Genomic DNA, 25,190 nt, shown 5'->3' on the forward strand with positions numbered 1-25,190 from the left:
GAGTAGATAGGACGGGTGAAATATGAATCAGCTGATCATCTCAGCCGCCACTGAAGGCGAGGCCAAGGGCAACCCGCTCGTTCCCAATGTCTGGGAAATGGGCGTTGTCCTCGTCGGCTTTGCGGTCCTCATGTACATCGTGGTCAAGTTTGTTGTCCCGATGTTCGAGAAGACGTTCGCAGAGCGTGCCGAAGCAATCGAAGGTGGCATTGCAAAGGCCGAAGCGGCTCAGGCAGAAGCCTCTGCAGCTCTCGAAGAGTACAAGCAGCAGCTCACTGATGCCCGTGCCGAAGCCAACCGCATCCGCGAAGAAGCACGCGCCGAGGGCGCACAGATCCTCGCGGACCTGAAGGCCAAGGCTGCTGCAGAATCTGCACGCATCACCGAGCAGGCACACGCAGCCATCGAATCGGAGCGTCAGGCAGCTGTTGTCTCGCTCCGCTCCGAGGTCGGCGCCCTGGCCACGACGCTTGCCGGACGCATTGTTGGTGAAGCACTCACCGACGACGAGCGCGCCGCCCGCGTTGTTGACCGCTTCCTGGCAGATCTGGAGACCCAGAGCGCAGGTGCAGCTAAGTAATGGCAGGTATATCGAGCGAATCGCTGACCACAGCACTGGCGCAGCTGGAAGCCAAGCTTCCCTTCGCCTCGCTGCAGTTGGCTAAGGACCTCTTCGGAATCCTGGGAACGGTGGACAGCTCGGCTGGCTTGCGCCGCGCCCTGACTGACCCGTCCCGTACCGGAGACGAGAAGTCGGCGCTGGTCAAGCAGCTGGTTGGCGGGAAAGTCTCCGCTGATGCAGCTGAAATCGCAGGCGGATTGGCCAGTTCACGCTGGGCATCGGCACGCGATATCGGCGATGCACTCGAGACCCTTGCCGCCACGGTGGTCATTGCCGTAGCTGAAAACAAGTCGGCCGTTTCTGCCTCCGGTATCACGGGGCTGGAAGAGCTGGAAAACGACCTGTTTGCCTTCAACCAGGCCGTCGCCTCCAGCCACGAAGTACAACGTGCTCTGTCCGAGCCGCAGGCATCGCCTGCGGCGAAGATTGCACTGGCCGAGAAGCTTGTTCCTGGCAGCAGCGAGGAAGCAAAGGTTCTCATCAGCCAGGCAGTGACGCAGCCGCGCGGTGTCAAGCCGAGCAAGCTCGTCGAGTCATTCGCCAAGCTTGCAGCCAAGCGTCAGCAGCGCTGGATTGCAACTGTCAGCGTTACCCGTCCGTTGACGGAAACGCAGGCCAGCCGTCTGCAGGCCGGGCTTGACGCCCTGTACGGTCGCGAACTGAAGGTCAACGTCAATGTTGACCCCGCACTGATCGGTGGAATCCGTGTCCAGGTAGGTGACGAAGTACTCGATGCTTCGGTTATCGCCCGCCTGACCGAGCTCCGCCGCCAGCTCGCTGGCTAGCGAAGACAAAGCACAACTTAACTGATATAAAACCCGGTCATCGTGAGCAACGATGATCACGAAAACAGGAGAGCAGGGACTGCAGATGGCCGAATTGACCATCAACGCCGACGACGTCCGTAATGCGTTGAACGAGTTCGCGGCGTCCTACGAACCCGGTAACGCAGAGCGCGTAGAGGTTGGTCGTGTGACCACCGCAAGTGACGGCATCGCCCGTGTTGAGGGTCTTCCCTCGGTCATGGCGAACGAGCTGCTTCGCTTCGAAGATGGCACGCTGGGCCTGGCCCAGAACCTTGACGTCCGCGAGATCGGTGTCATTATCCTCGGTGACTTCACCGGTATTGAAGAAGGCCAGGAAGTTCACCGTACCGGTGAGATCCTGTCCGTTCCGGTGGGCGACGCCTTCTTGGGTCGCGTTGTCGACCCCCTGGGCCAGCCCATCGACGACCTCGGCGAAATCAAGGCCGAAACCACCCGCGCACTGGAACTCCAGGCTCCGGGCGTTACCGAACGCAAGTCGGTTCACGAGCCGATGCAGACGGGCCTCAAGGCTATCGACGCCATGATCCCGATCGGCCGCGGCCAGCGTCAGCTGATCATCGGTGACCGCCAGACGGGTAAGACGGCCATCGCCGTCGACACCATCATCAACCAGAAGGCCAACTGGGCTTCGGGAGATGTCACCAAGCAGGTCCGTTGCGTCTACGTAGGTGTTGGCCAGAAAGCTTCCACCATCGCAGCCGTCCGCCAGACCCTTGAGGACCACGGCGCACTGGAGTACACCACCATCGTGGCGTCTCCGGCATCTGACCCCGCTGGCTTCAAGTACCTTGCACCGTACGCCGGCTCGGCTATTGGCCAGCACTGGATGTACGGCGGCAAGCACGTTCTGGTGATCTTCGATGACCTGTCCAAGCAGGCTGAAGCCTACCGCGCCGTATCCCTGCTGCTGCGTCGTCCGCCGGGACGCGAAGCATACCCGGGCGACGTCTTCTACTTGCACTCCCGTCTGTTGGAGCGTTGTGCAAAGCTCTCCGACGAACTCGGTGCAGGTTCGATGACCGGTCTGCCGATCGTCGAGACCAAGGCAAACGACGTCTCCGCATACATCCCGACCAACGTGATCTCCATTACCGATGGCCAGATCTTCCTGCAGTCGGACCTCTTCAACGCCAACCAGCGCCCTGCTGTTGACGTTGGTGTGTCGGTTTCCCGCGTTGGTGGTGCTGCACAGGTCAAGTCCATGAAGAAGGTCTCCGGTACTTTGAAGCTGGACCTGGCCCAGTACCGCGACATGCAGGCATTTGCCATGTTTGCCTCTGACTTGGATGCTGCTTCCCGTCAGCAGCTGACCCGTGGTGCCCGCCTGATGGAACTGCTGAAGCAGGGCCAGTACTCGCCGTTCCCGGTCGAGAACCAGGTTGTTTCCATCTGGGCCGGTACCAACGGTTACCTGGACGACGTTCCGGTTGAGGACATCAGCCGCTTCGAGTCCGAGTTCCTGGAGCACCTCACGCACAAGTCCTCCATCCTGACCACGCTGGCTCAGACCAACGTTCTGGATGACGACACCGTTGCGGCTTTGAAGGAAGCAATCGTCTCCTTCAAGAAGGGCTTCTTCGGCGAAGGCGACAACCACCTGGTTGGCGCTGGCCACGAAGAGCACGCAGCGATCTCCGGCGGCGACGTCGACCAGGAAAAGATCGTCAAGCAGAAGCGCTAGTTTCGATAACCTGCCCTGCCGGGGTCCGCAAGGGCCCCGGCAGGGCAGCACATCGGGAACTTAGGAAAGGATAAGTATGGGAGCCCAGATTCGGGTCTACCGTCAGAAGATCAGCTCGACGACGTCGATGCGCAAGATCTTCAAGGCGATGGAACTGATCGCTACCTCGCGCATTGGTAAGGCCCGCGCCCGCGTAGCAGCTTCACTGCCCTACGCGAACGCGATTACCCGCGCCGTTTCTGCTGTCGCAACTCAGAGCGAAATCGACCACCCGCTGACCACCGAGCCGGAGCAGATCCGCCGCGCCGCAGTCCTGATTATTACATCGGACCGTGGCCTTGCAGGATCCTACTCTGCGAGCGTGCTCAAGCAGGCTGAAGGTCTCACCGAGCTTCTTCACGCAGAAGGCAAGGAAGTCAAGGCGTACCTTGTTGGCCGCAAGGCGCAGGCGTACTTCGATTTCCGCAACCGGTCCTACGCCCGCGTATGGACTGGTGGCACGGACGCACCGGAATTCGAAACCGCGCAGGAAGTCGGAGCTGCTCTTCTCGAAGACTTCTCCACCGATTTTGAAGAGGGCGGCGTGGACGAAATCCACGTTGTTTACACCCGCTTCAAGTCCATGGTGACGCAGGAGCCCACGGTCATCCGTTTGCTCCCGCTGGAGGTCGTCGAAGAGGAAGCAGCCTCGGAAACCGAGCTGCTGCCGTTGTACGAATTTGAACCGGAAACGGAGCAGGTGCTCGATGCCCTGCTTCCGCGTTACATCGAGTCCCGCATCTTCGCAGCCATGCTGCAGGCCGCTGCTTCCGAGCTCGCAGCCCGCCAGCGTGCCATGAAGTCGGCCGGTGACAACGCTACGGAACTGATCAAGAAGTACACGCGCCTTCGCAACACGGCCCGCCAGGCCGAGATTACGCAGGAGCTTTCCGAAATCGTTGCCGGCGCCGACGCCCTCGCGTCCTAGCCCTCACCGGATTCGGCTCGAAGCCGTACCTGCAATAAACAGATAAACTTAACCCCACGCCATCTACTGAGTGAAGTGAGAGAGATGACTGCCACTGCTACCGAACACGTAGCAACGGCCGGTGCCACCGGCCGCATTGCCCGTGTTATTGGTCCGGTTGTCGACGTCGAATTCCCGGCTGACGCAATCCCCTCGATTTACAACGCTCTGACCACTGAGATCACTCTCAACGGTCAGACCAAGACCATCACGTTCGAGACCTCCCAGCACCTGGGTGACAACCTCGTCCGCGCCATCTCCCTGCAGGCAACCGATGGACTCGTCCGCGGCACCACCGTGCAGGACTCCGGCGCTCCGATCTCCGTGCCCGTCGGCGACGGCGTCAAGGGCCACATCTTCAACGTGCTCGGCAAGCCGCTGGACGTCGAAGAGTCCGAGATCAAGGCTGACGCCTACTGGCCGATCCACCGCAAGGCTCCGAGCTTTGCCTCCCTCGAGGGCTCCACGGAGATGCTCGAGACCGGCATCAAGGTCATCGACCTTCTCACCCCGTACATCAAGGGTGGAAAGATCGGCCTCTTCGGCGGCGCCGGCGTGGGCAAGACCGTTCTGATTCAGGAAATGATCACCCGTGTTGCGCGCAACTTCGGTGGTACTTCCGTCTTCGCCGGTGTTGGCGAGCGTACCCGTGAAGGTAACGACCTCTGGGTGGAAATGGAAGAGGCAGGCGTCCTCAAGGACACCGCCCTTGTGTTCGGCCAGATGGATGAGCCGCCGGGAACGCGTTTGCGCGTCGCCCTGTCGGCACTGACCATGGCGGAATACTTCCGCGATGTCCAGAACCAGGACGTGTTGCTCTTCATCGACAACATCTTCCGCTTCACGCAGGCAGGTTCGGAAGTATCCACGCTGCTCGGCCGCATGCCGTCCGCCGTGGGTTACCAGCCCAACCTTGCTGACGAGATGGGTCTGCTCCAGGAGCGCATCACTTCCACCAAGGGTCACTCCATCACGTCGATGCAGGCCATCTACGTGCCGGCTGATGACTACACCGACCCGGCTCCGGCAACGACCTTCGCACACCTCGACGCGACCACGGAACTTTCCCGTGAAATCGCATCCCGTGGTCTGTACCCGGCCGTTGACCCGCTGACGTCGACCTCCCGAATCCTGGACCCCCAGTACATCGGCAAGGACCACTACAACACGGCTGTCCGTGTGAAGCAGATCCTGCAGAAGAACAAGGAACTCCAGGACATCATCGCCATCCTCGGTGTTGACGAACTGTCTGAAGAGGACAAGATCGTCGTGTCGCGTGCACGCCGTATCCAGCAGTTCCTCTCCCAGAACACCTACACCGCCAAGCAGTTCACCGGCGTCGAAGGCTCCACCGTGTCCATCAAGGACACCGTTGAAGGCTTCACCGCTATCTGCGACGGCGAGCTGGACCACATCGCAGAGCAGGCGTTCTTCAACGTCGGTGGCCTGGATGACGTCGAGCGCAACTGGGCCAAGATCCAGGAACAGACCAAGTAATATGGCTGAGCTCGAGGTTGAGATTGTCGCGGCGGACCACTTCGTGTGGTCCGGTGCGGCCAAGATGGTGAAGGCCCGCACCAGCGATGGTGAAATCGGAATCCTGCCGGGCCACTCGCCCCTCCTGGCCATCATGGCCGGGGGCGAGCTGGCAATCCAGCCGGTTTCCGGTGACCGGATTGCAGTAGTTGTCGACGGTGGATTCTTCTCCGTGGACAACGACCGCGTGGTCATTGTTGCTGACAACGCCAAATTGGGCGAAGCGGCTACAGCGGGGATCCGATAGCACGACCTTGATGGACGATTCCCTTATTCCGTTCATCGCCTTGGCAACAGCGTTCACGTTGCTGATCATTTCACTGTGCCTCCTGGGGGTGCGCCGCTTCAATCTGCGGCGCGCCCTCGGCACGATCGACGCCTCCATTTGCACGGCTGGAAACAGCTGGCAGATGGGGGTTTGTCGTTATCAGGACAATGATCTTGAGTGGTTCCGCTTGATGTCCCTGAGCGTTGTTCCCAAATACAAATTCAAACGCAGTTCCCTGGAGCTGCTGGGCCGACGCCAACCGACGGAGGACGAGCTCGTCAGGGTGCAGCCCGGCGTCGTGGTTGTTGAACTGCAGTACGAGGGCAAGAAGTTCATGCTGGCCATGAATTTCGATGCCTATGCAGGGCTTTCATCCTGGCTGGAGGCCGGGCCGGTTATCGGCGTCGGTACCTGGCGTTAGGCGTCATGGACTTCCTTTTGGACGTCAGCCTTGTGGCTGGACCGTTCCTCTGGATCAGCATCGCCTGCGGAGTCGCCGGGGGAGCGTACCTGCTGTGGCGACGACGACGGTCCTGGCTCCTGGTCATCGTGGGCTCGCTGCTGGCCGCCATCGCTTTGGTAACCCTGGTGCACTGGATCCTGGTGGACCTCATGGCGGTGTTCTCGGAGAACCTTCCCTTCGAAACAGTGGCGTGGTCGGTTCCGGCAGTTGCGGCCATTTTGCTGGGTATTGCGCGGTTTCCCCGTAATTCCAGCAAGGGACGTTTCCTCAGTGTGCTGGCCATGCTGGGGGTCATCCTGATGAGTGTGGTCCAGGTGAACCTGTACTTCGGACTGAACAACACCGTGGCTGATCTTTTCGGTACCGCCGTGGCGCGTATCCAGCCGCTTGAACAGAGCCTCAAGCGCCCCTCGAACGCCGTCCCCGGCCCTCTGCCGTCGGCGTGGAAGTCCCCGGACTCGCTGCCCGTGAACGGCATCCTGCGCAAAGCCAGCATCCCGGGAACGGTGTCCGGCTTCAGCGCACGGGACGCCTACATCTATTTCCCACCGGCCTACCAGGCTTCGCCGCGCCCAAGCCTGCCGGTGCTGGTGCTCTTCGCCGGGCAACCAGGCGGTCCTGCGGACTGGTTGACCGGAGGGCAGTTGCGTGCCCAATTGGACCGGTTTGCTGAAGCCCATGGCGGCATCGCGCCGGTCACGGTAGTAGTGGATCCCAATGGGTCCGGCAGCGCCAACACCATGTGCATGGACAGTCGGATAGCCCCGGCCGACACCTACCTCTCCCAAGATGTCACCGCCTGGATTTCCGATACCCTGGACGTTTCCACCGATCACAAGCAGTGGTCCGTAGGCGGATTCTCCTTCGGGGGGACATGCGCGATGCAGATGGGAACGGCGCACCCGGAGATCTTTCCTTCGGTACTGGCTTTTTCTGCGGAACGGGAGCCCGCCCTGGCCAAGGACAGGAACAAGACCATCGCGGAATCGTTCGACGGCGATGTTGCCGCTTTCGAATCAAGGACGCCTTTGGTGCTGATGCGGGACCGCAACTTTGCAAGCAGCGGGGTGTACTTCGCCGCTGGCGCAACAGACAACGAATTCATCAATTACATGCATGAACTGGCCGAAGCCGCCAGGAGCGCCGGCTTCCAAACCGAAGAGCACACGGTCCGGAACGCGGGCCATTCCTGGGATGCCGTGGTGAAGGGAATGCCGGGTGGTCTTGACTTCCTGGCTGCCCGCTGGGGGCTGCAGAAATGAGCCTTGCGGTAAAGGGTGTCATCCTGCCGGCATTGAGGCAGACCGGAAAGCACGTGCGGGGCACCCCCTTCACCGTGGGTGTACTTGGCCTGTTCGTGGCTTTGTCCATCATCTCCGGAAGCTTTGTCAGCGGACCTCCGGAAACCTGGCTGCGGGTGGCTGGGGTCAGCCTGGCCGGTCTCAAATCGGGTGAATGGTGGTCCATTTGGACTTCGCTGTTTTTCACCACCAATCCTTTGGCCTACGTCACCGCTGTTTTGATGATCCTGTTCCTCCTGGGTCTCGCAGAACGGCGGTTGGGATCGCTGAAAACGGCCGCAGTGTTCTTTGGCAGCCAGTTTGCCAGTGTTTCGGCGTTCCTGGTGGTCACCCAAGTGGCTCGGACTTCCGACGACGGGTGGCTGGCCGGCATGGCCGAAACCCGCCTGATCGGTCCCTACGCCGCAGTCCTGTCCACATGTTTGGCTGCCAGCGCGCTCCTTCCCATGCTCTGGCAGCGACGCCTGCGGACGGTGGTGCTCTCGATCTCCCTGCTCCTGCTGCTGTACGTTGGCCACGCTGAAACCGTGGTCGGGTTCCTGGGAGCGCTGATTGGCCTTGCAGCGGGCTGGTGGACGCAGAGCAACCAGGGCCATCTCCACTTGCACAGGTCCACGGGCAGGGAGGTGCGGAACCTGTTGGCCCTGACGATGGCAATTTTTGCGGTCGGGCCCATCGTGACCGCTGCAGCAAAGAGCCCATCGGGTCCGCTGGCTTTGCTTAGGGACGTTATCCTCAACCCCATCCCAACGTTGGGCCAGCTTGAGAGCAATTGCGGGGGCAGCATCGATGTCTCCTGCCTGGAAGTCGGCCGGCAGGGCTACACAGGTCCCTTCGGCTTGGCACTGGCCATTGTGCCTGTGGTTCTGCTCCTGATTTGCGCCGACGGCATGAGGAGGGGACGACGACTCGCTGTCGGGATCGCCATCGGCGTGCAATTGGTGGTGGTGGCGCTTTCTGCCATATACCTCGGGCTCTTTGCCGCCATCCCGAGGCCCCAGGGGCGCGGCCATGTGGGAATGATGAACCCAGCGGTAGTCCACCTCATCCCGCTGGTACTGGTGCCCTTGATACTGGCGATCCTTCTGTTCGCCTATCGGGGACACTTCCGCGTTGTCTCCTCGGAGCGCCTCCGGCGCAGGGTGTTCTGGTTGGTTGGACTCACGGGCGCGGGACTCGGCCTCGCCTACAGCATCGTATGGTTCTCTTCCGGAGGAATGTCCAGGGACGGTGGACTGCTCGGTTTGGCCGCTGAGCTGGCCAGGCAATATCTGCCGGTTCCGCTGCCGGGTTCTTACCGGAAGGTCTTTGCCGAGCGTGATGTCCTGGAAGTCTTCCTCTTCTCCTATTCAGGCACTGTCTTCTGGCTTGTTGCATTGGTGGGGGTGTGGGTACTTTTCATCCGCGGGCACCACATCGGGGGACGCGACCACCAGGCGCGCGAGCAAGCGCGGAGCCTGGTCAAAGCCGGTGGCGATTCGTTGTCGTGGATGGCGTTGTGGGAGCCAAACAAATACTGGTTCACATCGGACGGCACCGGGGGAGTGGCCTACCAGCAACACGGACATGTGGCGCTGACAATGGCCGGACCGTTTGGGCCAGCCCGGAACCACGTGGCTACGGCCGCGGACTTCCTGGGCTACTGCTCCCGGAATGCGCTGATCCCGTGCCTGTACTCCTGTACCGATGAGTTGTGGCCGATGCTGCAGGCCCGGGGTTTCCGTCGGGTGGCTGTGGCACAGGAGACGCGCTTGCGCATCCGTGGCTTGGAATTTCGGGGCAAGGAGTGGCAAAACGTCAGAACGTCCCTGAACCGTGCGGCGAAGTTGGGCGTCACGGCGCGGTGGAGCAGGTTCTCGGAGCTGCCCCACGGGATACGTGCCCAGATCAGCGAGGTCTCCGAGGAATGGGCTGCGCAGAAGAAGATCCCCGAGATGGGCTTCACGTTGGGGGGCCTTGACGAGCTCGAGGATGACGAGGTTTTGTGCGGTGTGGCCGTCGATGACGCCGGTTTTGTCCATGGCGTGACCAGTTGGCTGCCTGTCTTCGAAGACGGGAAGGTGGTCAGCTGGACGCTGGACTTCATGCGCCGACGCGGCGATGCCTTCCCCGGGGTTATGGAGTTCCTGATCGCCTCTGCTGTTCTCCATCTTCGGGAATCGGTTGAAGTCATTTCCTTGTCCGGTTCTCCGCTGGCCCGGGAGAAGGGGGAGATCGAACAGCAGGCCCAAGGCCTGGCAGGTTTGTTGGATGTGGTTGGACAAGCTTTGGAACCCGTTTATGGATTTAGGTCCCTGGCTTCCTTTAAGTCAAGATTCCAACCCGAGTACCGGACGTTGTACATGTATTACCAAGACCCGCTGCACTTGCCTGCAATGGGGCGCGCACTCAGCCGGGCGTACCTGCCTGGGTTGTCGGTTCGCCATTCCGCCAGGTTGCTGCGGACTTTGGTTGGTTGAATTGACAACGCCTTTATCGCGGCGCATTCTTTGCTTTCTTCATACTTAGTAACGCTTGCTGTTGAAATGGCGGCAAGGCCCCTATTGGCTTCCTAAACGACGTTGACCCCGGCTCGAAAGCCGGGGTCAACGTTTTGTGGTTTCTGCGCTGGCAGAATCCAACGGTTAAGGCTAGACGACGGTAACGCCGGTGGCCTGGGGGCCCTTGGCGCCCTGGCCGATCTCGAACTGAACGCGCTGGTTCTCATCGAGGGTCTTGAATCCACCGGTCTGGATCTCGGAGTAGTGAACGAAAACGTCGCCGTCCGAGTCATCCGGGGTGATGAAGCCGAAGCCCTTTTCAGCGTTGAACCACTTTACGGTTCCCAGTGCCATGTATATCTCCTCATTATGGAACTTCAGTCCGATACACTTCGTACCGGCTTTGTTACTCCGCGAGAAGACCTGAATTCCCTCCAGGCGGGCCTGGTTGGATTCGCAGGAGCTTCACGCTCGCAACTCGTCTTGCGAGCATGAAAACCACCTACACAAAGACTGCTACAACACTTTCATGTGCTCTGCCGGAGGTCAACGGTGTTTTGGGCAATTCTGGAAAAATTTAGGTAAAAAGAAGGTAACGCGGTGCCCCGTGCAATTCACCGGAAGCGCTTCCCTAGGACAACCATTGTCCGTTGCGCATCACGCCGGTAAGTTCGAGGTCCCCATTGGTGACAACGACGTCGGCACGTAGTCCGCGTCGAAGGCCGCCTATTTCATCGGAAAGGCCCAGGACAGCTGCCGGCACTGCAGTTGCGGAACAAATGACGTCGGGAAGTGCGACGCCGGCGGCTGCCGTTTTGCGGACAACGTCCAGAAGGGTGTCGGTGCCGCCCGCGATCGAACCCGTGGCATCCAGCGTGGCCACGCCATTGCTGACGGTCACCGGAGAGGGCCCGAGCATGTAGCTGCCATCGGACAGGCCGGCTGCAGCCATGGAATCAGTGACCAGGACGATGTTGCTTGCCCCCACCAGCTGGAATACGGTGGCCACCGTGCTGGGAGCCAGGTGCGTCCCATCCGCGATGAGTTCCACCACGGCCTTTCCTTCCTGCGCCATGCGCAAGCAAGCGGCGACAGGCCCCGGCGAGCGGTGGTGCATCGGAGGCATCCCATTGAAAAGGTGCGTGACGGTCGGAAGTGAGCTCACGCCGTCGAACCCTGCTGACTCAAGCCCTTCGCGTGCCGCCGCCAGGGACGCCGTCGCAGTGGCGTCGTCGCAGTCGGTGTGGCCCAGGGAGGGCGTCACGCCGTGGGAGGTCATGAGGTCCACCAAGCCTGCGGCTCCCGGGAGCTCGGGGGCGTACGTCATGGTGGCGAGCTTGCCGGACGCAGCGCCCACGAGCTCGTCCATGAGTTGCAGGTCAGGATCAAGCAGGTACTCGGGATTCTGGGCACCGCAGCGTGCATGGGAGAGGAACGGGCCCTCAAGGTGGATCCCCGCCACGAGCCCTTCGTCGACGAGCTTCACGAAAAGCCTTATTCCGCGCAGGAGGTCCTCCCGCGGCGCGGTGACCATGCTGGCAAGGAAGGTGGTGGTTCCGGAGCGGTGCAGGAAGTCGACAGCCTTGCGCGCGGACGCTTCCTCGCCTCCCGGGAAATCGCCGCCGTTGCCGCCATGGCAGTGGACATCCACGAGTCCGGGGATGAGGTAGCTCCCGCTTGGAACGCCGAGCCGAACAGCTCCTTCGAAGCCGTCGAAGGCTTCAGGATCAAAGTCACCGGCCGGACCGGCATACGCAATCCGGTCGCCGTCGATGGCCAGCAAGCCGTCTTCCACCACCTCGCCGTCGCTGACGATGGTTCCCTTGATGATCTGATGGCTTGGCGCGGACGATGTTGCAAAACGGGTTGCGGCAGTCATGTCTTTGATTCTAGTGGCCTGCGGCACACCCGCCCGAGGGGTCCTCAGAACAGGCGTGACTCGCTGTCATCCACTCCGCGCATGGCGTCATAATCCAAGGTGACGCAATCGATGCCACGATCGTTGGCCAGGACCTTGGCCTGGGGCTTGATTTGCTGCGCGGCGAAGATGCCGCGTACCGGTGCCAGGAGGGGGTCGCGGTTGAGCAACTCCAGGTAGCGGGTCAGCTGCTCGACGCCGTCGATGTCGCCGCGGCGCTTAAGTTCGACGGCGACGGTGGAGCCATTGGCGTCGCGGGCCAGGATGTCCACCGGACCGATGGCGGTGAAGTACTCGCGGCGGATCAGGGAGTACCCAGGACCCAGGGTCTCGATCTGCTCAGCCAGCAGGCGCTGGAGGTCCGCCTCGACGCCGTCCTTGATCAGGCCGGGATCGACGCCGAGATCATGTGAAGTGTCATGAAGTTGTTCGTAGATGTTGATGATGAGCCGGTCATCGGTCTTGGCCGACTGCACCGTCCACTGCTCCACCACGCCTTCTTCCACTTCGGTTTCCTCCGGGGAGGTCACACGGAGGGTGGCTGGCGGGCTCATCCAGTTCAGCGGCTTGTAAGAGCCGCCGTCGGAGTGCACCAGCACCGAGCCGTCCGCCTTGACCAGCAGCAGCCTGGTGGCGAGGGGGAGGTGGGCCTTGAGGCGGCCGACATAATCAACAGAACAACGGGCTATCACGAGTCGCACCCGCCCCACATTACCGCCTGGCTCCGGTTCCCTGGGGCAGAATGGAAGTATGCCCCGCTCCAACCGTCCCCGTCGCAACGCCTCCGGCGCACGCTCCGGCAGCGCTGGAGGCAAATGGACCGAACCGGTGCCGGAGCTTGACCTGGAACGGGCGCGGGCAGGGATCGCCAGGCGTGAGAGCGCTCCTGACGGTGACTGGATGGTCCGGACAATGACGGCGAAGAAGGCGGAAAAGCAGTACATCTGCCCGGGCTGCTCCACGGCGATCCTGCCGGGCATCGCCCATCTCGTGGTGTGGTCCGACAACCATCTGTTCGGCCAGGCGGCGGGCTTGGCGGAACGCCGGCATTGGCACAGCAACTGCTGGACGTCACGGACTTACCGCTACCGCTGATGCGGACTTACCGCCACGGCTGATGCCTTTAGGCTTGGATGCATGACTTTCGATCCCGCCTCGTTCGTTTTCACCCCTCAGGACGCGCCATCGGAGATCCGTGCTTCAACGGTGCTTCCCGCCAAGCGCGAAAATGTGGAATTCACCACGGAGGACGGCAAGGTCCTGCTGGGGGAGCTTGCCCTCCCGGAATCAGGAGAGATCACCGCTACCCTCATCACGCTCCACCCACTGCCGACCCACGGCGGCTTCATGGACTCCCATGTCTACCGCAAGGCGTCCTACCGGCTCCCGGCGCTGGCTGGCGTCGCCGTGCTGCGCTTCAACACCCGTGGCACATCATCGCCGCGCGGGACAAGCGACGGGCAGTTCGAAGAAGGCGTGGGTGAGCGCTACGACGTCGAGGCAGCGGTACGTTTCGCCGTTGAACGCGGCCTGCCGAACCGCTGGCTGGTGGGCTGGTCCTTCGGGACGGAACTGGCACTGATGTACGGCGCGGTTGAGCCGGTGGCCAGTGAAATCGAAGGAGCCGTGCTGCTCTCCCCACCGTTGCACCGTGCCACGGACGTCCACCTTAAGGAATGGGCGGAGTCCGGGAAGACGCTCACCGTCCTGGTGCCCGAACATGACGACTACCTGCAGCCGGCCGAAGCCGCCCAGCGGTTCAGCCAGGTCCCACAGGCGCGGGTTGTCGGCGTCGACGGCGCCAAGCACCTCTGGGTGGGTGAGAAGTACGCGGCGCGCGTCCTGGATGAAATCGTCGACGACGTTACTCCGGCGGGTGCCGGGGCGGAAGGCCTGCCGCGTGTATGGGCAGGCCCGGTAGCCAGCGCCTGACCGAACCCGTTGGAGTTTTTGTACAGATAATGCCCCTAAACGACGCGTTTAGGGGCATTATCTGTACAAAAACTCCCTAGAGGGGGAGGGGTTGGTCGGGTGGGTCAGTGCCTGTCTTGCCGGACGATGAAGACTTCCTTGATCAGCAGCATGATGGCCGCCGCGGTGGGGATGGCGATCAGCGCACCCAGGACGCCCAGCAGGCTGCCACCGGCGATGACCGAGATGACGGCCACCGCACCGGGCACTGCCACTGCCCGCTGCATGATGCGCGGGGAGATGAAGTAGGCCTCGAACTGCAGGTAGGCGAAATAGGCAATAGCGTAGATCACAGCTGTCTGCCAGCCTGCGGTGAGGGCGACGAGGATAACCACCACGGCCGCGATCATTCCGCCCACCAAGGGGATGAAGGCGAGCAAGGCCACAACGAAGGCGAGCAGGACGCTGAACGGAATGCCAAGGATGGTCATGACGATGAAGGCGAAAATTGCGTTCAGGAGGGCGACGCAGGCCTGGCCGATCACGTAGTTGCCCACGGAATCGGTGATGGCCTCGGAAAGTGCTTCCACCCTTGGGCGGCGTGAACGGGGTGCCAGCCTGTAGGCCCATTTCTTCATGGAGGGCAGTGCTGCCAGGAAGTACAGGCTGAGGACCAGGACGATCAGTGACCCGAAAAGGCCGTTGGCCACGGTGGATCCGAATCCGACAACACCGCCGAAGATGCCACCCATCGCTTCGGGATCCTTCACGAACTTGTCCAGTTCCGTGGTGATCCGGTCGCGCACGCCGAACTGGCTGTCCACGTTGCGGAAGAAATCCGAGTCGAGGAATCCACGGATCCAATCCGGGGCTTGCCGTACGATTTCGGACACCTGTTCGACGATGGTGGGGATCAGGGTGGCGAAGAAACCGGCCACGGCAAGTACCAGGGCTGAGACTGAGATCAGGATGCCGGCGGGACGCGGGACCTTGTGGGACTCGAGCCAACGGACCACGGGATCAAGTCCCAGGGCAATGAAGAGGGCGGCCACGATCCACAAAATGAGCTGGGTGGTGTTGCTCGCGATGTAGAACACCGCCAGCGCAACTCCGACGCCGGCCGTTCCCATGAAGCCGACATAAAGCGGGTGCTGCGAAGACATCCGGGGGCCGGGTGCTCCGAAGCCATGATCGTCTTCGGGCCGGAAACCGTCGGGGTCGCCGTCGCCGTCGTTTTCCGGGGGCATTTCGAAGCGGACGCGGTTGCGGGCACCTGGGATGGGTTGCCTGAGCCGGCGGCTGATGGCGGCGAGTCGTCCGGTGCGGACGGGAACGGCAGCAGCCGGGCCGTCAGGCGAAGCATCCACCGCAGCTGACCCGGGCTCATCGACGGGACGGGACTCCATGTGGTCTTTCACGCGGTTGTACAGCCTTTTCATTGGTCGTGCAGGGTCAATTCAGGCCATAACTGCCCGGATATCATGATCATCGCCACACTATCAGGAGCGCGGAATCGGGCCACAGCGGCGCCACGGCAGGCTTTTCCGGGTGTCACCGGGATCACCCCGATCTGACTCCTTGATAACAAAACGGTTACCCTTGAAGTTCAACGACCGCTGATGATAGGTGATCCTGTGCGTTTGAAGACTGCAGCCTTGCTGGTGCTGCTGGGCCTGCTGACGATGCTGGCCGGCATTGGCCAGCTGACATTCTGGGCCCCCGCTGAGACCGTAACGGCTTCGGTTCCCAGCGATACGAAAGCCGCCCCGCTGACCGTAATCGACCAAAAATTGATTGCCCTCCACGACGGGCCGGTGAAGATCAAGATCCAAGGTGAAGGCGACTACACCATTTCCACTGGCCGCCCTGACGATGTCAACGCCTGGGTGGGTAAGACGGCCCACACCACGCTGACTGGCGTATCGGAAGACCAGAAGTCACTCGAAGCTGCCTCTGCCGACGGTGAAGCTACTGCGCCTTCCCCGAAGGGTTCGGATCTTTGGGTCAGCACTGAAGACGCGAGTGGAGACTTTGAGTACACCTGGAACCCTCCCGCTGATGGCGAGTGGTCGCTCCTGGTGGCTGCGGACGGAACCAAGCCCGCGCCGTCGGCCATCTCCATGACTTTCCCGAACAAGGCAACCACGCCGTGGGCTGTGCCGCTGATCGTTTTGGGCATCATCATCATCCTGGTCGGTGCGGCGCTGCCGTTCATCGCCAAGGCGCTGAGCAGCCGTCGCAAGGACGGCGAAGGGGACGGACCGCACGACGGCGGGGCAACCACCGCGCTGCCTGTCCAGTCGCCCGCCGGCGATGAGGGTCGTCGTCGTACCGGGGGAGCCGAGGGTCCCGCGCTGCGCGTCACTGCCGTTGCTGCCGCGCTTGCTGCCGTAATGGTGGGCGGGTCCGCCGTGGCTGCCCAAGCCACGTCGTCGCCAAGTGGCTCCTCTACCGCTTCGTCATCTGCCCCTGCCGAGGGCGACGCCGGAACGCCGGTCATGCTCGAATCGCAGCTGCAGCGCATCCTGGAGCAGGTGGCCAGCACTGTTGACGCCGCCGACGCCGCGAAGGACGCAGCCAAGCTGGCGCCGCGCGTCGACAAAATGGAACTTCAGATCCGGACGCAGAACTACAAGATCCGGTCGACTGTCTCGGCGTACGAACCCCGTATGCCGGTCCGCGCCACCAAGCTCCAGAGCAGTGTCATCAGCACCAAGAAGGACTGGCCAAGGACCGTTTATGCCCTGACCCAGGGTGAAGGAAACGTGGTTCCGCAGGTCCTCACGCTGGTTCAGCTCTCGCCCCGCGAGAACTACAAGCTGTGGGGCACCGCGCCTCTGCAGCCGGGCACCAACTTCCCGTCCTTCCCGGTCCCGCGCAAGGGGACCGAACCTGTACCTGCCAGCGATAGCACCGGACTGGCTTACAGCGGAAACCAGGCGTTGGAAATCCTGAGCGAGATGCTGACCAATCCGGACTCGCCGAACCGGAGCAAGCTGGCCGATGGCCAGTCGTCTCCGTACATCGCCGGTGCCCTTGCCTACCAGGCCGACACCGTAAAGAACGGAACCAGCGCCAACTTCAAGTTCACGCACACTCCGGTCACCAACCAGACCGTGGTGCTGAAGACGGCCGATGGTGGCGCTTTGGTAGTGGGTCGCCTGGACTTCTCCTTCGAAGGGACGCCCAAAGCAGCAGGAGACAAGCTCCTGCTTGAGGACGACTCAGCTGTCTTTGCCGGCGGGAAGGAAACAACAACCGGCATGGTCCTGAACTTCGCTGAGTCGGTGGCCGTGTACATCCCGCCAGCGGGATCGTCTGATCCCATGAAGCTGGTGGCCGCCACCCGCGGCCTGGTCGGAGCAAGCTTCAAGTAGCCCAACCAGCAGGTAGGCAGCGGCTAGAGTGGACGGTATGAGTTCGCCCGGATACCGACCCACTCCAGCCGCTGCCAGCCAGCTCAACCTGCGCGGCGCCGTCGACCTCTCGTCGCTGCGCCGCCCCACCCCGCCGCAGGGGCCTCCGGCTCCCGTGTCCGCGGACGTGGACGCACCCCAAGGGGGTGACGCCGGCAAGGCCCCCCTTCGCGTGGACGCGACAGAAACAAACTTCCAGGATCTGGTGCAGTTGTCAGCCCAGATCCCCGTACTGTTCCTTCTCTGGTCCCGGTACGCCGCCGAATCACCCGGCGTCCTTGAGACGGCCCAGCGGGTCGTTGAAAGCTACGGCGGCCGCCTGGTGCTTGCCGCCGCTGACGTTGATGCTTTCCCGCAACTGGCACAGGCCTTCCAGGTTGAGGCAGTTCCCACCGCCGTCGCGGTAATCAAGGGCCAGCCAGTACCGCTGTTCCAAGGCCCCGCCGATGACGCGCAGATTCGAAGCCTCATTGAGGAACTGCTCAAGGTGGCTGCCGCAAATGGCGTCACTGGAAGCATTGGCGATGCCGGAGAGGCTGAAGGCGGCGAACCAGCCCCGCTGCCGCCTTTGCACCAGGCCGCCATCGATGCCATTGAGGCCGGGGACTACGATGCCGCGAAGGCCGCCTACAAGCAGGCCCTCCTTGAACAGCCGGCAGACGCGGACGCTAAAGCCGGCCTTGCCCAGGTCGAGTTGATGGCCCGGCTCGAGAAACTTACGGCACCCGAGGCAGATGCCCTCCGCGAGCGGGCTGCCAAGGAACCGGATGATGTCGAAGCCCAACTGGGCGTGGCAGACCTCGATATTTCAGGTGGCCATATTGAAGACGCGTTCAACCGCGTTATTACCTTCATCGGCCGCAACTTCGGCCCTGAGCGCGAGACCGCCCGTGTGCGGCTCCTGGAGCTTTTCGAGGTCGTAGGCATCCGGGACGAACGGGTGGCCAAGGCCCGTCAGGGTTTGGCAAGGGTTCTCTTCTAGTGGCATCAGCGCTGTTTTCCCCGCTGCAACTGCGTTCGCTCACCATCCCGCACCGCGGCTGGGTGTCGCCCATGTGCCAGTACAGCTGCCATCCGGAAACGGGTGAGGGTGTCCCGAACGACTGGCACCTGATGCACCTGGGCTCCTTTGCCGCGGGAGGCGCGGCGCTGATCATGAGTGAGGCAGCGGCCGTCAATCCGGCGGGCCGGATCAGTCCATTGGACGCCGGCCTTTACAGTGATGAGCAGGCTGCGGGCTGGGAACGCATTGTCCGCTTTGTGCATCAGCACGGTGCGGTGGACTGCAAAATCGGCGCCCAGCTGGCCCACGCGGGACGGAAAGCCTCCACGTACTGGCCGTTCGCCGACCGCTCAGGATCGGTGCCGGAGTCCGACGGCGGTTGGCCCACCGTCGCTCCGACGAACCAGGCCTATGACGGCTACGCAGCGCCGGCCGCCATGAGCGAAGAGGACATCCAGGGCGTGGTGGCCGACTTCGCCAACGCTGCGGCACGGGCCGTGGCCGTGGGCTTCGATACCGTGGAAATCCATGGGGCGCATGGCTACCTCCTGCACCAGTTCCAGAGCCCGCTCATCAATACCCGCACGGACCGGTGGGGTGGGAGCGAGGAAGGCCGGAACCGGCTGATGCTCACGGTGGTTGAGGCCGTCCGGGACGTCATCCCCGACTCCATGCCACTTCTCCTGAGGATCTCCGCTTCGGACTGGGCCGATGGCGGTGTCCAAGTGGAGGACTCCGTCCGCCTGGCCGCCGCAGCCGCAGCACGGGGCGTCGATTTGGTGGATGTCTCCAGCGGCGGAGCGGTAGCCCATCAAAAGATCAACGCGGTGCCCGGGTACCAGGCGGGGTTCGCTGAGCAGATAAAGCGCGACGCGGGTGTTCCCACCGCCGCGGTAGGACTGCTGACCAGCCCCACCCAGGTTGAGGATATTGTTGCCAACGGCCGGGCTGATGCTGTGTTCCTGGCCAGGGCAGCCCTCCGTGATCCGCATTGGTGGCTGCGTGCCGCCTACGAGCTTGGCTACAGTTTGCCCTGGGTTCCGCAGTACCAGCGGGCTGTGCCCCGCCACGGTTTCTAGAACCCCCGCACGCCCGCTGCAGCGAGGTTAGGCTGGTCCCATGACGGAACCACGCCATGAACCCATGCCCTTATCCATGCCGCGACAAGCGTCCGGACCGCAGTCTTCGGACGCCGCAGCCGATCCCACGCAACAGACGGTACAGTCACCACAAGCCCCGGCCGGAGCACCGATATCGGCCTTGTCCATCAGGGGCCTGGCCAAGCGCTTCGGCGAAAAAATCGCAGTCGACGGTGTCAGCCTGGAAGTACCCGCAGGCTCGTTTTACGGGATGGTAGGTCCCAATGGCGCGGGCAAGACGACAACGCTGTCCATGGCAACGGGCTTGTTGCGGCCCGACTTCGGAACCGCGCTGGTGCACGGCGTCGATGTCTGGGCCGAACCACTGGCGGCCAAGAAGCTCATGGGAGTCCTGCCCGACGGCGTGCGCCTGTTCGACCGCCTGACCGGCGAACAACTGGTCACCTACTCCGGCCTTTTGCGCGGCATGGACCGGGACGTTGTGGGCACGAGGGTGTCTGAGTTGTTGGCAGCCCTCGACCTGGAAGCCGATGCCGGCTCCCTGGTGGTTGATTACTCGGCGGGTATGACCAAGAAAATCGCCCTGGCGTCGGCACTGATCCACGCTCCGCGGCTCCTGGTACTTGATGAGCCCTTCGAATCGGTCGATCCGGTTTCAGCAGCCAACATCCGGGGAATCCTGGAAAGCTATGTGGCCTCCGGAGGCACGGTCATCGTGTCCAGCCACGTGATGGACCTGGTGCAGCGTATGTGCAGCCACGTTGCGGTGGTGGCCGGTGGCCGTGTCCTGGCCGCCGGTTCGGTGGACGAAGTACGCAATGGTTCAACGCTGGAAGACCGCTTTGTCCAGTTGGTGGGCGGCGGACACCGGACGGAGGGGCTGGAATGGTTGCGCACCTTCTAGGCCTCAAATGGCAACTGCTTCTTAACGGGTTCAAGCGCAGCCCATGGCAGTTGGTAGGTATGGCGTTGGGCGTGCTCTACGCCTTGGGAATGCTGGTCCTCCTGGTTGGAGGCCTCATAGCGCTGCGGTGGGCCGACCCGGAGGTCGCCCACACCGTGGTGGTATTGGGTGGAGTGGCCACTGTCCTGGGCTGGGCGATTATCCCGTTGGTAGCGTCCGCGGCGGACATGACCCTGGATCCTGCAAGGTTCACTACGTTCGCGATTCCGCCGAAGCAACTCCTGGCGGGCCTGGCGCTTGCCGGATTCATTGGCATCCCCGGCTTGGCTACCTTGATAGCGGCCTTGGGAACGGTAGGGACCTGGTGGCGGAGTGTCCCGTCCGTTATCGGCGCCTTGCTCGGTGCCGTCCTTGGCGCGTTGACCTGCATCGTCGTATCCAAAGTGGTGACGACGGCGACTGCCGGCCTTGCAGCCTCGCGGCGGTTTAAAGACGTCAGCAGCATCATCGTGTTCATTCCCTTGGTCTTGCTGGGACCCATCATGATGGGGATCGTGGAAGGAGTCCGCAACAGTGCCGATTACCTTCCCGGCCTGGCGCGCACTTTGTCGTGGACACCCCTGGGTGCCGCGTGGTCGCTCGGGGGAGATCTTGAAGCCGGGGAAGTGGCGGCCGCTGGACTCAAATTCCTGATTGCGGTGGCGAGCATTGGCGCGCTTCTGCTGTGCTGGCACCTGCTGCTGCGGCGCGCCCTGGTGACGCCGACGTACTCGGGAGGCTCTGCCCGGAAGGGCGGTAAGCTCGGGCTTTTCGACCGGCTTCCCGGCACGCCGGCCGGGGCGGTAATGGCGCGTGCCTTGATCTATTGGATGAAGGATCCGCGCTATGCGGCAGCCTTGGTGATTGTCCCGCTTTTCCCTGTCCTGTTCTTCTTCAGCAGTTCACAGAGCGGCAGCTACGGACTGTTCATGATCCTCGGTCCACTGACCGCGTTCGTCATGGCGTGGTCCATCTGCGCAGATGTTTCCTATGACAACACCGCTTTCGCGCTCCACCTCGCCGCCGGCGTCCGGGGTCTGGATGACCGCTTGGGGCGTGCCCTGGCGTGCATGGCGATTTCGCTGCCCGTGGTTCTGGTTTTCACTGTGGCGCCTTTGTTCATCACTGGGGACTGGCAGTGGCTGCCTAACCTCCTGGGGCTCTCGCTGGGAACACTCTTCACCGGTTTGGGACTCTCGTCGGTGATCTCGGCCCGGTATAACATTGCCGTACCTTTGCCCGGCGACAGTCCTTTCAAGAAGCCGCCTGGAAATGTTGCCCAGACGCTCGCAGTCCAGGGAGTCGGCATGGCTGCTCTGGCATTGCTCCTGGTTCCGGAGCTCGCCTTGGTGGCCGTCCAGGCTGTCAGCGGGGGCCCGGAAGCAGGCTGGATCAATCTGGCGGTGGGTCCTTTGCTCGGCGTGGCTCTGTTCGTCGCGGGTGTTCGTCTCGGGGGAAAGTGGCTGGACGCGCGGGGCCCGGAGATGTTCGCCCAGCTCAGCGTGAACCGCTAGTTCCGTAATAACCGCGGTAGCCATGGCCCACAGATGGGACATGGGATAACCTCTTTGTAAAGTCGATGATCCTCAGAAAGAAAGGCCGTGACGATGGAAGTTGTCATTCTCCCTGGCACCAAGCAGATCGGTGCGCTGGCCGCCGATGCCATTGAGGCGTTGGTGCGGCGCAAGCCGAATGCCGTGCTGGGCCTCGCCACGGGATCTTCTCCTCTGCCGATCTACGACGAGCTGGCCAGCCGCTACGAAGCCGGGGGCCTGGACTTCAGCCAGGCCCACGGCTTTGCCCTGGACGAGTACGTGGGCTTGGAAGCCGGGCATCCGGAGTCCTACCGGGAGGTCATCAGGCGGGAATTCACCAACCGGGTCAACATCAAGCCGGAGAATGTCCACGGCCCGGACGGTGCGGCGGACGACCTTGAGGCGGCATGCCAGGCCTACGAGGACGCCATCAAAGCCGTGGGCGGCGTGGATCTGCAGATCCTGGGCGTTGGCACGGACGGCCATATCGGCTTCAATGAGCCCGGCTCTTCCCTTGCCTCCAGGACCCGGATCAAGACGCTGATTGAGCAGACGCGCAAAGACAACGCCCGCTTCTTCGACAGCATCGACGACGTTCCCCACCATGTGGTGACCCAGGGCCTTGGCACCATCATGGACGCCAAGCATGTGGTCCTGGTGGCTACGGGTGCCCAAAAGGCGCAGGCAGTCCGGGACTTCGTGGAAGGTCCGGTGGCTGCCATCTGCGCGGCGTCCATCCTCCAGATGCATCCGCACGCGACCATCCTGGTGGATGAGGCTGCGGCTTCATCCCTGAAACTGGCTGACTACTATCGGCACACCTACGACAACAAGCCGGAGTGGCAGGGCCTGTAGACGGTAAGATGTTTGGCATGACTACGCTTCCTCCGGATCCATTCGAAAACGACCCCATGCGCGAGCTTTCCGGAGCCGGAACGTCCACTTCCACCATTGAGCGTGAAGAAACACGCCAGGAAGTGGAACCCGGCGACCGTGAGCGTTTTTCCCACTATGTCCGCAAGGAAAAGATCATGGAGTCGGCCCTGACGGGTGAGCCCGTGATCGCCTTGTGCGGCAAGGTCTGGACTCCGGGACGCGATCCGCAGAAGTTCCCGGTCTGCCCGGAATGCAAGGAGATCTACGACGGCCTCCGCCCCGGTAACGACGGTGGAAGCAACGGCGGCCCGGGCAACTCCAAGTAGTGGGTGGGAAGAAAACACAGGCCCCTTCTGAACGTCACCGCTGCGCGGTCCGCTTCGGCGTGCCCGCGCAGCACGAGGCAACCATAACTGCCATCAGGCCGGGGGAGTCAGCATGACAGAAACACTTTTCGGCGGTCCCTCACTGCCTCCTGCGTATCCGGAACGCGCTGCCTGGGGCACGGCTCCCAAGCTGCGCGCCTGGCAGCAGGAGGCGCTTGACCTCTATATGACCCGCAACCCGAAGGACTTCCTCGCCGTGGCTACGCCCGGTGCAGGTAAGACCACCTTCGCCCTGCGGATTGCCACCACCCTGCTGGACAGCGGCGTGGTCAACCGGATCACCATCGTGGCGCCGACGGACCACCTCAAGAGGCAATGGGCCGATGCTGCCGCCAAGGTGGGCATCGCCATCGACCCAAACTTCAAGAACTCCGACGGCCAGCACGGCAGGGGTTTTGTGGGTGTCGCCGTGACGTATGCGCAAGTAGCCAGCAAGCCAATGTTGCACCGCGCCAAGACGGAAGCTGCCCGTACGCTGGTGATCCTTGATGAGATCCACCACGGCGGTGAGGCGCTTTCCTGGGGTGACGGCCTGCGGGAAGCTTTCGACCCCGCCGCGCGACGCCTGTCCCTGACAGGTACGCCGTTCCGATCCGACACCTCGCCCATTCCTTTCGTTGAATACGCCGAGGACAGGGACGGAATCCGCCGGTCCAAGGCCGACTACACCTACGGCTATGGCAACGCGCTGCGCGACCACGTGGTCCGTCCCGTGCTGTTCATGGCCTACTCGGGACAGATGCGCTGGCGAACCAGTGCCGGAGACGAGATGGCGGCTTCCCTTGGCGAAGCCGCAGTCACCAAGGACATCACTTCACAGGCATGGCGGACAGCGCTCAATCCCACGGGTGAGTGGATTCCGGCCGTTCTGGCAGCCGCGGACAAGCGACTCAGTGAAGTGCGGAGGACGGTACCCGACGCCGGCGGCCTGGTCATAGCTACGGACCACGACGACGCCCGGGCCTATGCCGGCCAGTTGAAGAAGATCACGGGCCAATCGCCAACAGTGATCCTCTCGGACGACTCGAAGGCATCGAGCAAGATCGAGGAGTTCTCCGCCGGGGACAAGCGCTGGATGGTCGCGGTCCGCATGGTGTCCGAAGGTGTTGACGTACCCCGTCTTTCGGTGGGTGTCTATGCCACCTCAACCTCGACTCCGCTGTTCTTTGCCCAAGCTGTTGGGCGTTTTGTGCGTGCGCGCAAAAGGGGCGAAACGGCGTCGGTCTTCCTGCCGTCGGTACCGCCGCTGATGATCCTTGCCAACACCATGGAGGCCGAGCGGGACCACGCGCTGGACCGCCCCGAAAAGGACGACGACGGACTTTTCAGCCCCGAAGAGAACCTGATGGCCGAGGCCAACCGCGAGGACAAGGCTTCCGACGAGCTCACCAAGGGCAAGTTTGAGGCGTTGGACTCCCAGGCCTCTTTCGACCGCGTGCTCTTCGACGGCGGCGAGTTCGGTACCGGGGCGGACATCGGTTCCGATGAGGAACTGGACTTCCTGGGTATTCCCGGGCTCCTTGACGCCGAGCAGGTGGGAACGTTGCTTCGGCAACGCCAGCACGAGCAGCAGTCGCGCAAGAAGCGCCAGTCACCCCTGGCCGCAGCAGCATCGCCGGCGATTCCGGACCACCGCATGCTCATGGACCTGCGGAACGAGCTGGCCAAGAACGTTGCCGCGTGGGCTGCCCGGACCGGGACCCCGCACGGCGTGGTCCATACCAAGTTGCGGGAGGTCTGCGGCGGTCCCGCCGTGGCACAGGCCAACGAGGAACAACTCCAAGCACGGCTGAGGAAGCTTCAGGACTGGTTCATCGGCAGGAAATAGCCTGCAGGAATGGGAAAGGGCGCCGCGACTTGCGGCGCCCTTCCTTTTTCCCCGATATCAGCCCATGTCCGGCATCAGCCCAGGTTCGAT

At 62.6% G+C, this 25,190-nt stretch carries 23 protein-coding genes; 19 read left to right on the plus strand and 4 right to left on the minus strand.

The features are described 5' to 3' along the window. The first annotated feature begins 22 nt into the window (after nucleotides 1-22). The 9 genes from AB0N72_RS12110 to AB0N72_RS12150 all read left to right on the plus strand — a co-directional run bounded on the left by AB0N72_RS12110 (nucleotide 23) and on the right by AB0N72_RS12150 (nucleotide 10,163). On the plus strand, nucleotides 23-580 hold the full coding sequence (locus tag AB0N72_RS12110) for a F0F1 ATP synthase subunit B (protein ID WP_363930636.1): 558 nt from the start codon (nucleotides 23-25) through the stop codon (nucleotides 578-580). Next, a complete protein-coding gene (locus tag AB0N72_RS12115; RefSeq protein ID WP_281450309.1) occupies nucleotides 580-1,407 on the plus strand; it encodes a F0F1 ATP synthase subunit delta in 828 nt (275 codons plus the stop codon). The genes AB0N72_RS12110 and AB0N72_RS12115 overlap by 1 nt, the downstream gene beginning before the upstream one ends. A gap of 85 nt (nucleotides 1,408-1,492) precedes the next feature. Then, nucleotides 1,493-3,130: a F0F1 ATP synthase subunit alpha gene (gene atpA, locus AB0N72_RS12120; RefSeq protein ID WP_363930766.1), complete on the plus strand. Its 1,638-nt coding sequence runs from the start codon at nucleotides 1,493-1,495 to the stop codon at nucleotides 3,128-3,130. A gap of 76 nt (nucleotides 3,131-3,206) precedes the next feature. After that, entirely contained in the window at nucleotides 3,207-4,097 is an 891-nt protein-coding gene (locus AB0N72_RS12125) for a F0F1 ATP synthase subunit gamma (protein WP_281450308.1), read from the plus strand. Nucleotides 4,098-4,181: 84 nt separating this feature from the next. Beyond that, a complete protein-coding gene (atpD, locus tag AB0N72_RS12130; protein ID WP_014922173.1) occupies nucleotides 4,182-5,633 on the plus strand; it encodes a F0F1 ATP synthase subunit beta in 1,452 nt (483 codons plus the stop codon). Nucleotide 5,634: 1 nt separating this feature from the next. Beyond that, nucleotides 5,635-5,919: a F0F1 ATP synthase subunit epsilon gene (locus AB0N72_RS12135; RefSeq protein WP_144659872.1), complete on the plus strand. Its 285-nt coding sequence runs from the start codon at nucleotides 5,635-5,637 to the stop codon at nucleotides 5,917-5,919. Nucleotides 5,920-5,929: 10 nt separating this feature from the next. Then, on the plus strand, nucleotides 5,930-6,361 hold the full coding sequence (locus AB0N72_RS12140) for a DUF2550 domain-containing protein (RefSeq protein ID WP_363930637.1): 432 nt from the start codon (nucleotides 5,930-5,932) through the stop codon (nucleotides 6,359-6,361). 5 nt (nucleotides 6,362-6,366) lie between these two features. Beyond that, the gene (locus tag AB0N72_RS12145; protein WP_363930638.1) at nucleotides 6,367-7,665 is read left to right on the plus strand and encodes an alpha/beta hydrolase-fold protein; all 1,299 of its coding nucleotides are present in this window, start codon (nucleotides 6,367-6,369) and stop codon (nucleotides 7,663-7,665) included. Then, the gene (locus tag AB0N72_RS12150; RefSeq protein ID WP_363930639.1) at nucleotides 7,662-10,163 is read left to right on the plus strand and encodes a DUF2156 domain-containing protein; all 2,502 of its coding nucleotides are present in this window, start codon (nucleotides 7,662-7,664) and stop codon (nucleotides 10,161-10,163) included. Before AB0N72_RS12145 ends, AB0N72_RS12150 begins: the two co-directional genes overlap by 4 nt. Before the next feature lie 171 nt (nucleotides 10,164-10,334). Here the strand turns inward: AB0N72_RS12150 and AB0N72_RS12155 are convergent, their stop codons facing one another. The 3 genes from AB0N72_RS12155 to nucS all read right to left on the minus strand — a co-directional run bounded on the left by AB0N72_RS12155 (nucleotide 10,335) and on the right by nucS (nucleotide 12,803). Then, nucleotides 10,335-10,538 (minus strand): cold-shock protein, encoded by a 204-nt coding sequence (locus AB0N72_RS12155; protein ID WP_018776337.1) that lies wholly within the window; start codon nucleotides 10,536-10,538, stop codon nucleotides 10,335-10,337. A 277-nt stretch (nucleotides 10,539-10,815) separates the two neighbouring features. Continuing rightward, on the minus strand, nucleotides 10,816-12,063 hold the full coding sequence (locus AB0N72_RS12160; RefSeq protein ID WP_363930640.1) for an amidohydrolase family protein: 1,248 nt from the start codon (nucleotides 12,061-12,063) through the stop codon (nucleotides 10,816-10,818). Nucleotides 12,064-12,107: 44 nt separating this feature from the next. Next, entirely contained in the window at nucleotides 12,108-12,803 is a 696-nt protein-coding gene (nucS, locus tag AB0N72_RS12165) for an endonuclease NucS (RefSeq protein WP_363930641.1), read from the minus strand. Between the two features lie 49 nt (nucleotides 12,804-12,852). Between nucS and AB0N72_RS12170 the strand changes: the two genes are divergently transcribed. Both AB0N72_RS12170 and AB0N72_RS12175 read left to right on the plus strand, forming a co-directional pair. Next, nucleotides 12,853-13,197 (plus strand): ATP/GTP-binding protein, encoded by a 345-nt coding sequence (locus tag AB0N72_RS12170; protein ID WP_363930642.1) that lies wholly within the window; start codon nucleotides 12,853-12,855, stop codon nucleotides 13,195-13,197. Nucleotides 13,198-13,239: 42 nt separating this feature from the next. Continuing rightward, the gene (locus tag AB0N72_RS12175) at nucleotides 13,240-14,034 is read left to right on the plus strand and encodes an alpha/beta fold hydrolase (RefSeq protein ID WP_363930643.1); all 795 of its coding nucleotides are present in this window, start codon (nucleotides 13,240-13,242) and stop codon (nucleotides 14,032-14,034) included. 104 nt (nucleotides 14,035-14,138) lie between these two features. On the opposite strand, the gene AB0N72_RS12180 is transcribed toward AB0N72_RS12175, so the two are convergent. Then, a complete protein-coding gene (locus AB0N72_RS12180) occupies nucleotides 14,139-15,431 on the minus strand; it encodes an AI-2E family transporter (RefSeq protein WP_363930644.1) in 1,293 nt (430 codons plus the stop codon). 201 nt (nucleotides 15,432-15,632) lie between these two features. On the opposite strand from AB0N72_RS12180, the gene AB0N72_RS12185 reads away from it, so the two are divergent. The 8 genes from AB0N72_RS12185 (at nucleotide 15,633) to AB0N72_RS12220 (ending at nucleotide 25,100) form a co-directional block, all read left to right on the plus strand. Continuing rightward, nucleotides 15,633-17,390: a hypothetical protein gene (locus AB0N72_RS12185; RefSeq protein WP_363930645.1), complete on the plus strand. Its 1,758-nt coding sequence runs from the start codon at nucleotides 15,633-15,635 to the stop codon at nucleotides 17,388-17,390. 37 nt (nucleotides 17,391-17,427) lie between these two features. Beyond that, a complete protein-coding gene (locus AB0N72_RS12190; protein WP_363930646.1) occupies nucleotides 17,428-18,411 on the plus strand; it encodes a tetratricopeptide repeat protein in 984 nt (327 codons plus the stop codon). Further along, nucleotides 18,411-19,511, plus strand: coding sequence for an NADH:flavin oxidoreductase/NADH oxidase (locus AB0N72_RS12195; protein ID WP_363930647.1), 1,101 nt, complete (start codon nucleotides 18,411-18,413; stop codon nucleotides 19,509-19,511). The genes AB0N72_RS12190 and AB0N72_RS12195 overlap by 1 nt, the downstream gene beginning before the upstream one ends. Nucleotides 19,512-19,551: 40 nt before the next feature. Next, nucleotides 19,552-20,436, plus strand: coding sequence for an ABC transporter ATP-binding protein (locus AB0N72_RS12200; RefSeq protein WP_363930648.1), 885 nt, complete (start codon nucleotides 19,552-19,554; stop codon nucleotides 20,434-20,436). Beyond that, nucleotides 20,418-21,989, plus strand: a complete 1,572-nt coding sequence (locus AB0N72_RS12205; RefSeq protein ID WP_363930649.1) for a transporter — start codon at nucleotides 20,418-20,420, stop codon at nucleotides 21,987-21,989. The genes AB0N72_RS12200 and AB0N72_RS12205 overlap by 19 nt, the downstream gene beginning before the upstream one ends. A 93-nt stretch (nucleotides 21,990-22,082) precedes the next feature. Continuing rightward, the gene (gene nagB, locus AB0N72_RS12210) at nucleotides 22,083-22,865 is read left to right on the plus strand and encodes a glucosamine-6-phosphate deaminase (protein ID WP_363930767.1); all 783 of its coding nucleotides are present in this window, start codon (nucleotides 22,083-22,085) and stop codon (nucleotides 22,863-22,865) included. Nucleotides 22,866-22,873: 8 nt separating this feature from the next. Further along, a complete protein-coding gene (locus tag AB0N72_RS12215) occupies nucleotides 22,874-23,212 on the plus strand; it encodes a DUF3039 domain-containing protein (RefSeq protein ID WP_363930650.1) in 339 nt (112 codons plus the stop codon). 112 nt (nucleotides 23,213-23,324) lie between these two features. Next, nucleotides 23,325-25,100, plus strand: coding sequence for a DEAD/DEAH box helicase (locus AB0N72_RS12220; protein WP_363930651.1), 1,776 nt, complete (start codon nucleotides 23,325-23,327; stop codon nucleotides 25,098-25,100). Nucleotides 25,101-25,190 lie beyond the last annotated feature (90 nt).

The sequence above is a fragment of the Paenarthrobacter sp. NPDC089307 genome (assembly GCF_040685055.1).
GTDB lineage: Bacteria > Actinomycetota > Actinomycetes > Actinomycetales > Micrococcaceae > Arthrobacter.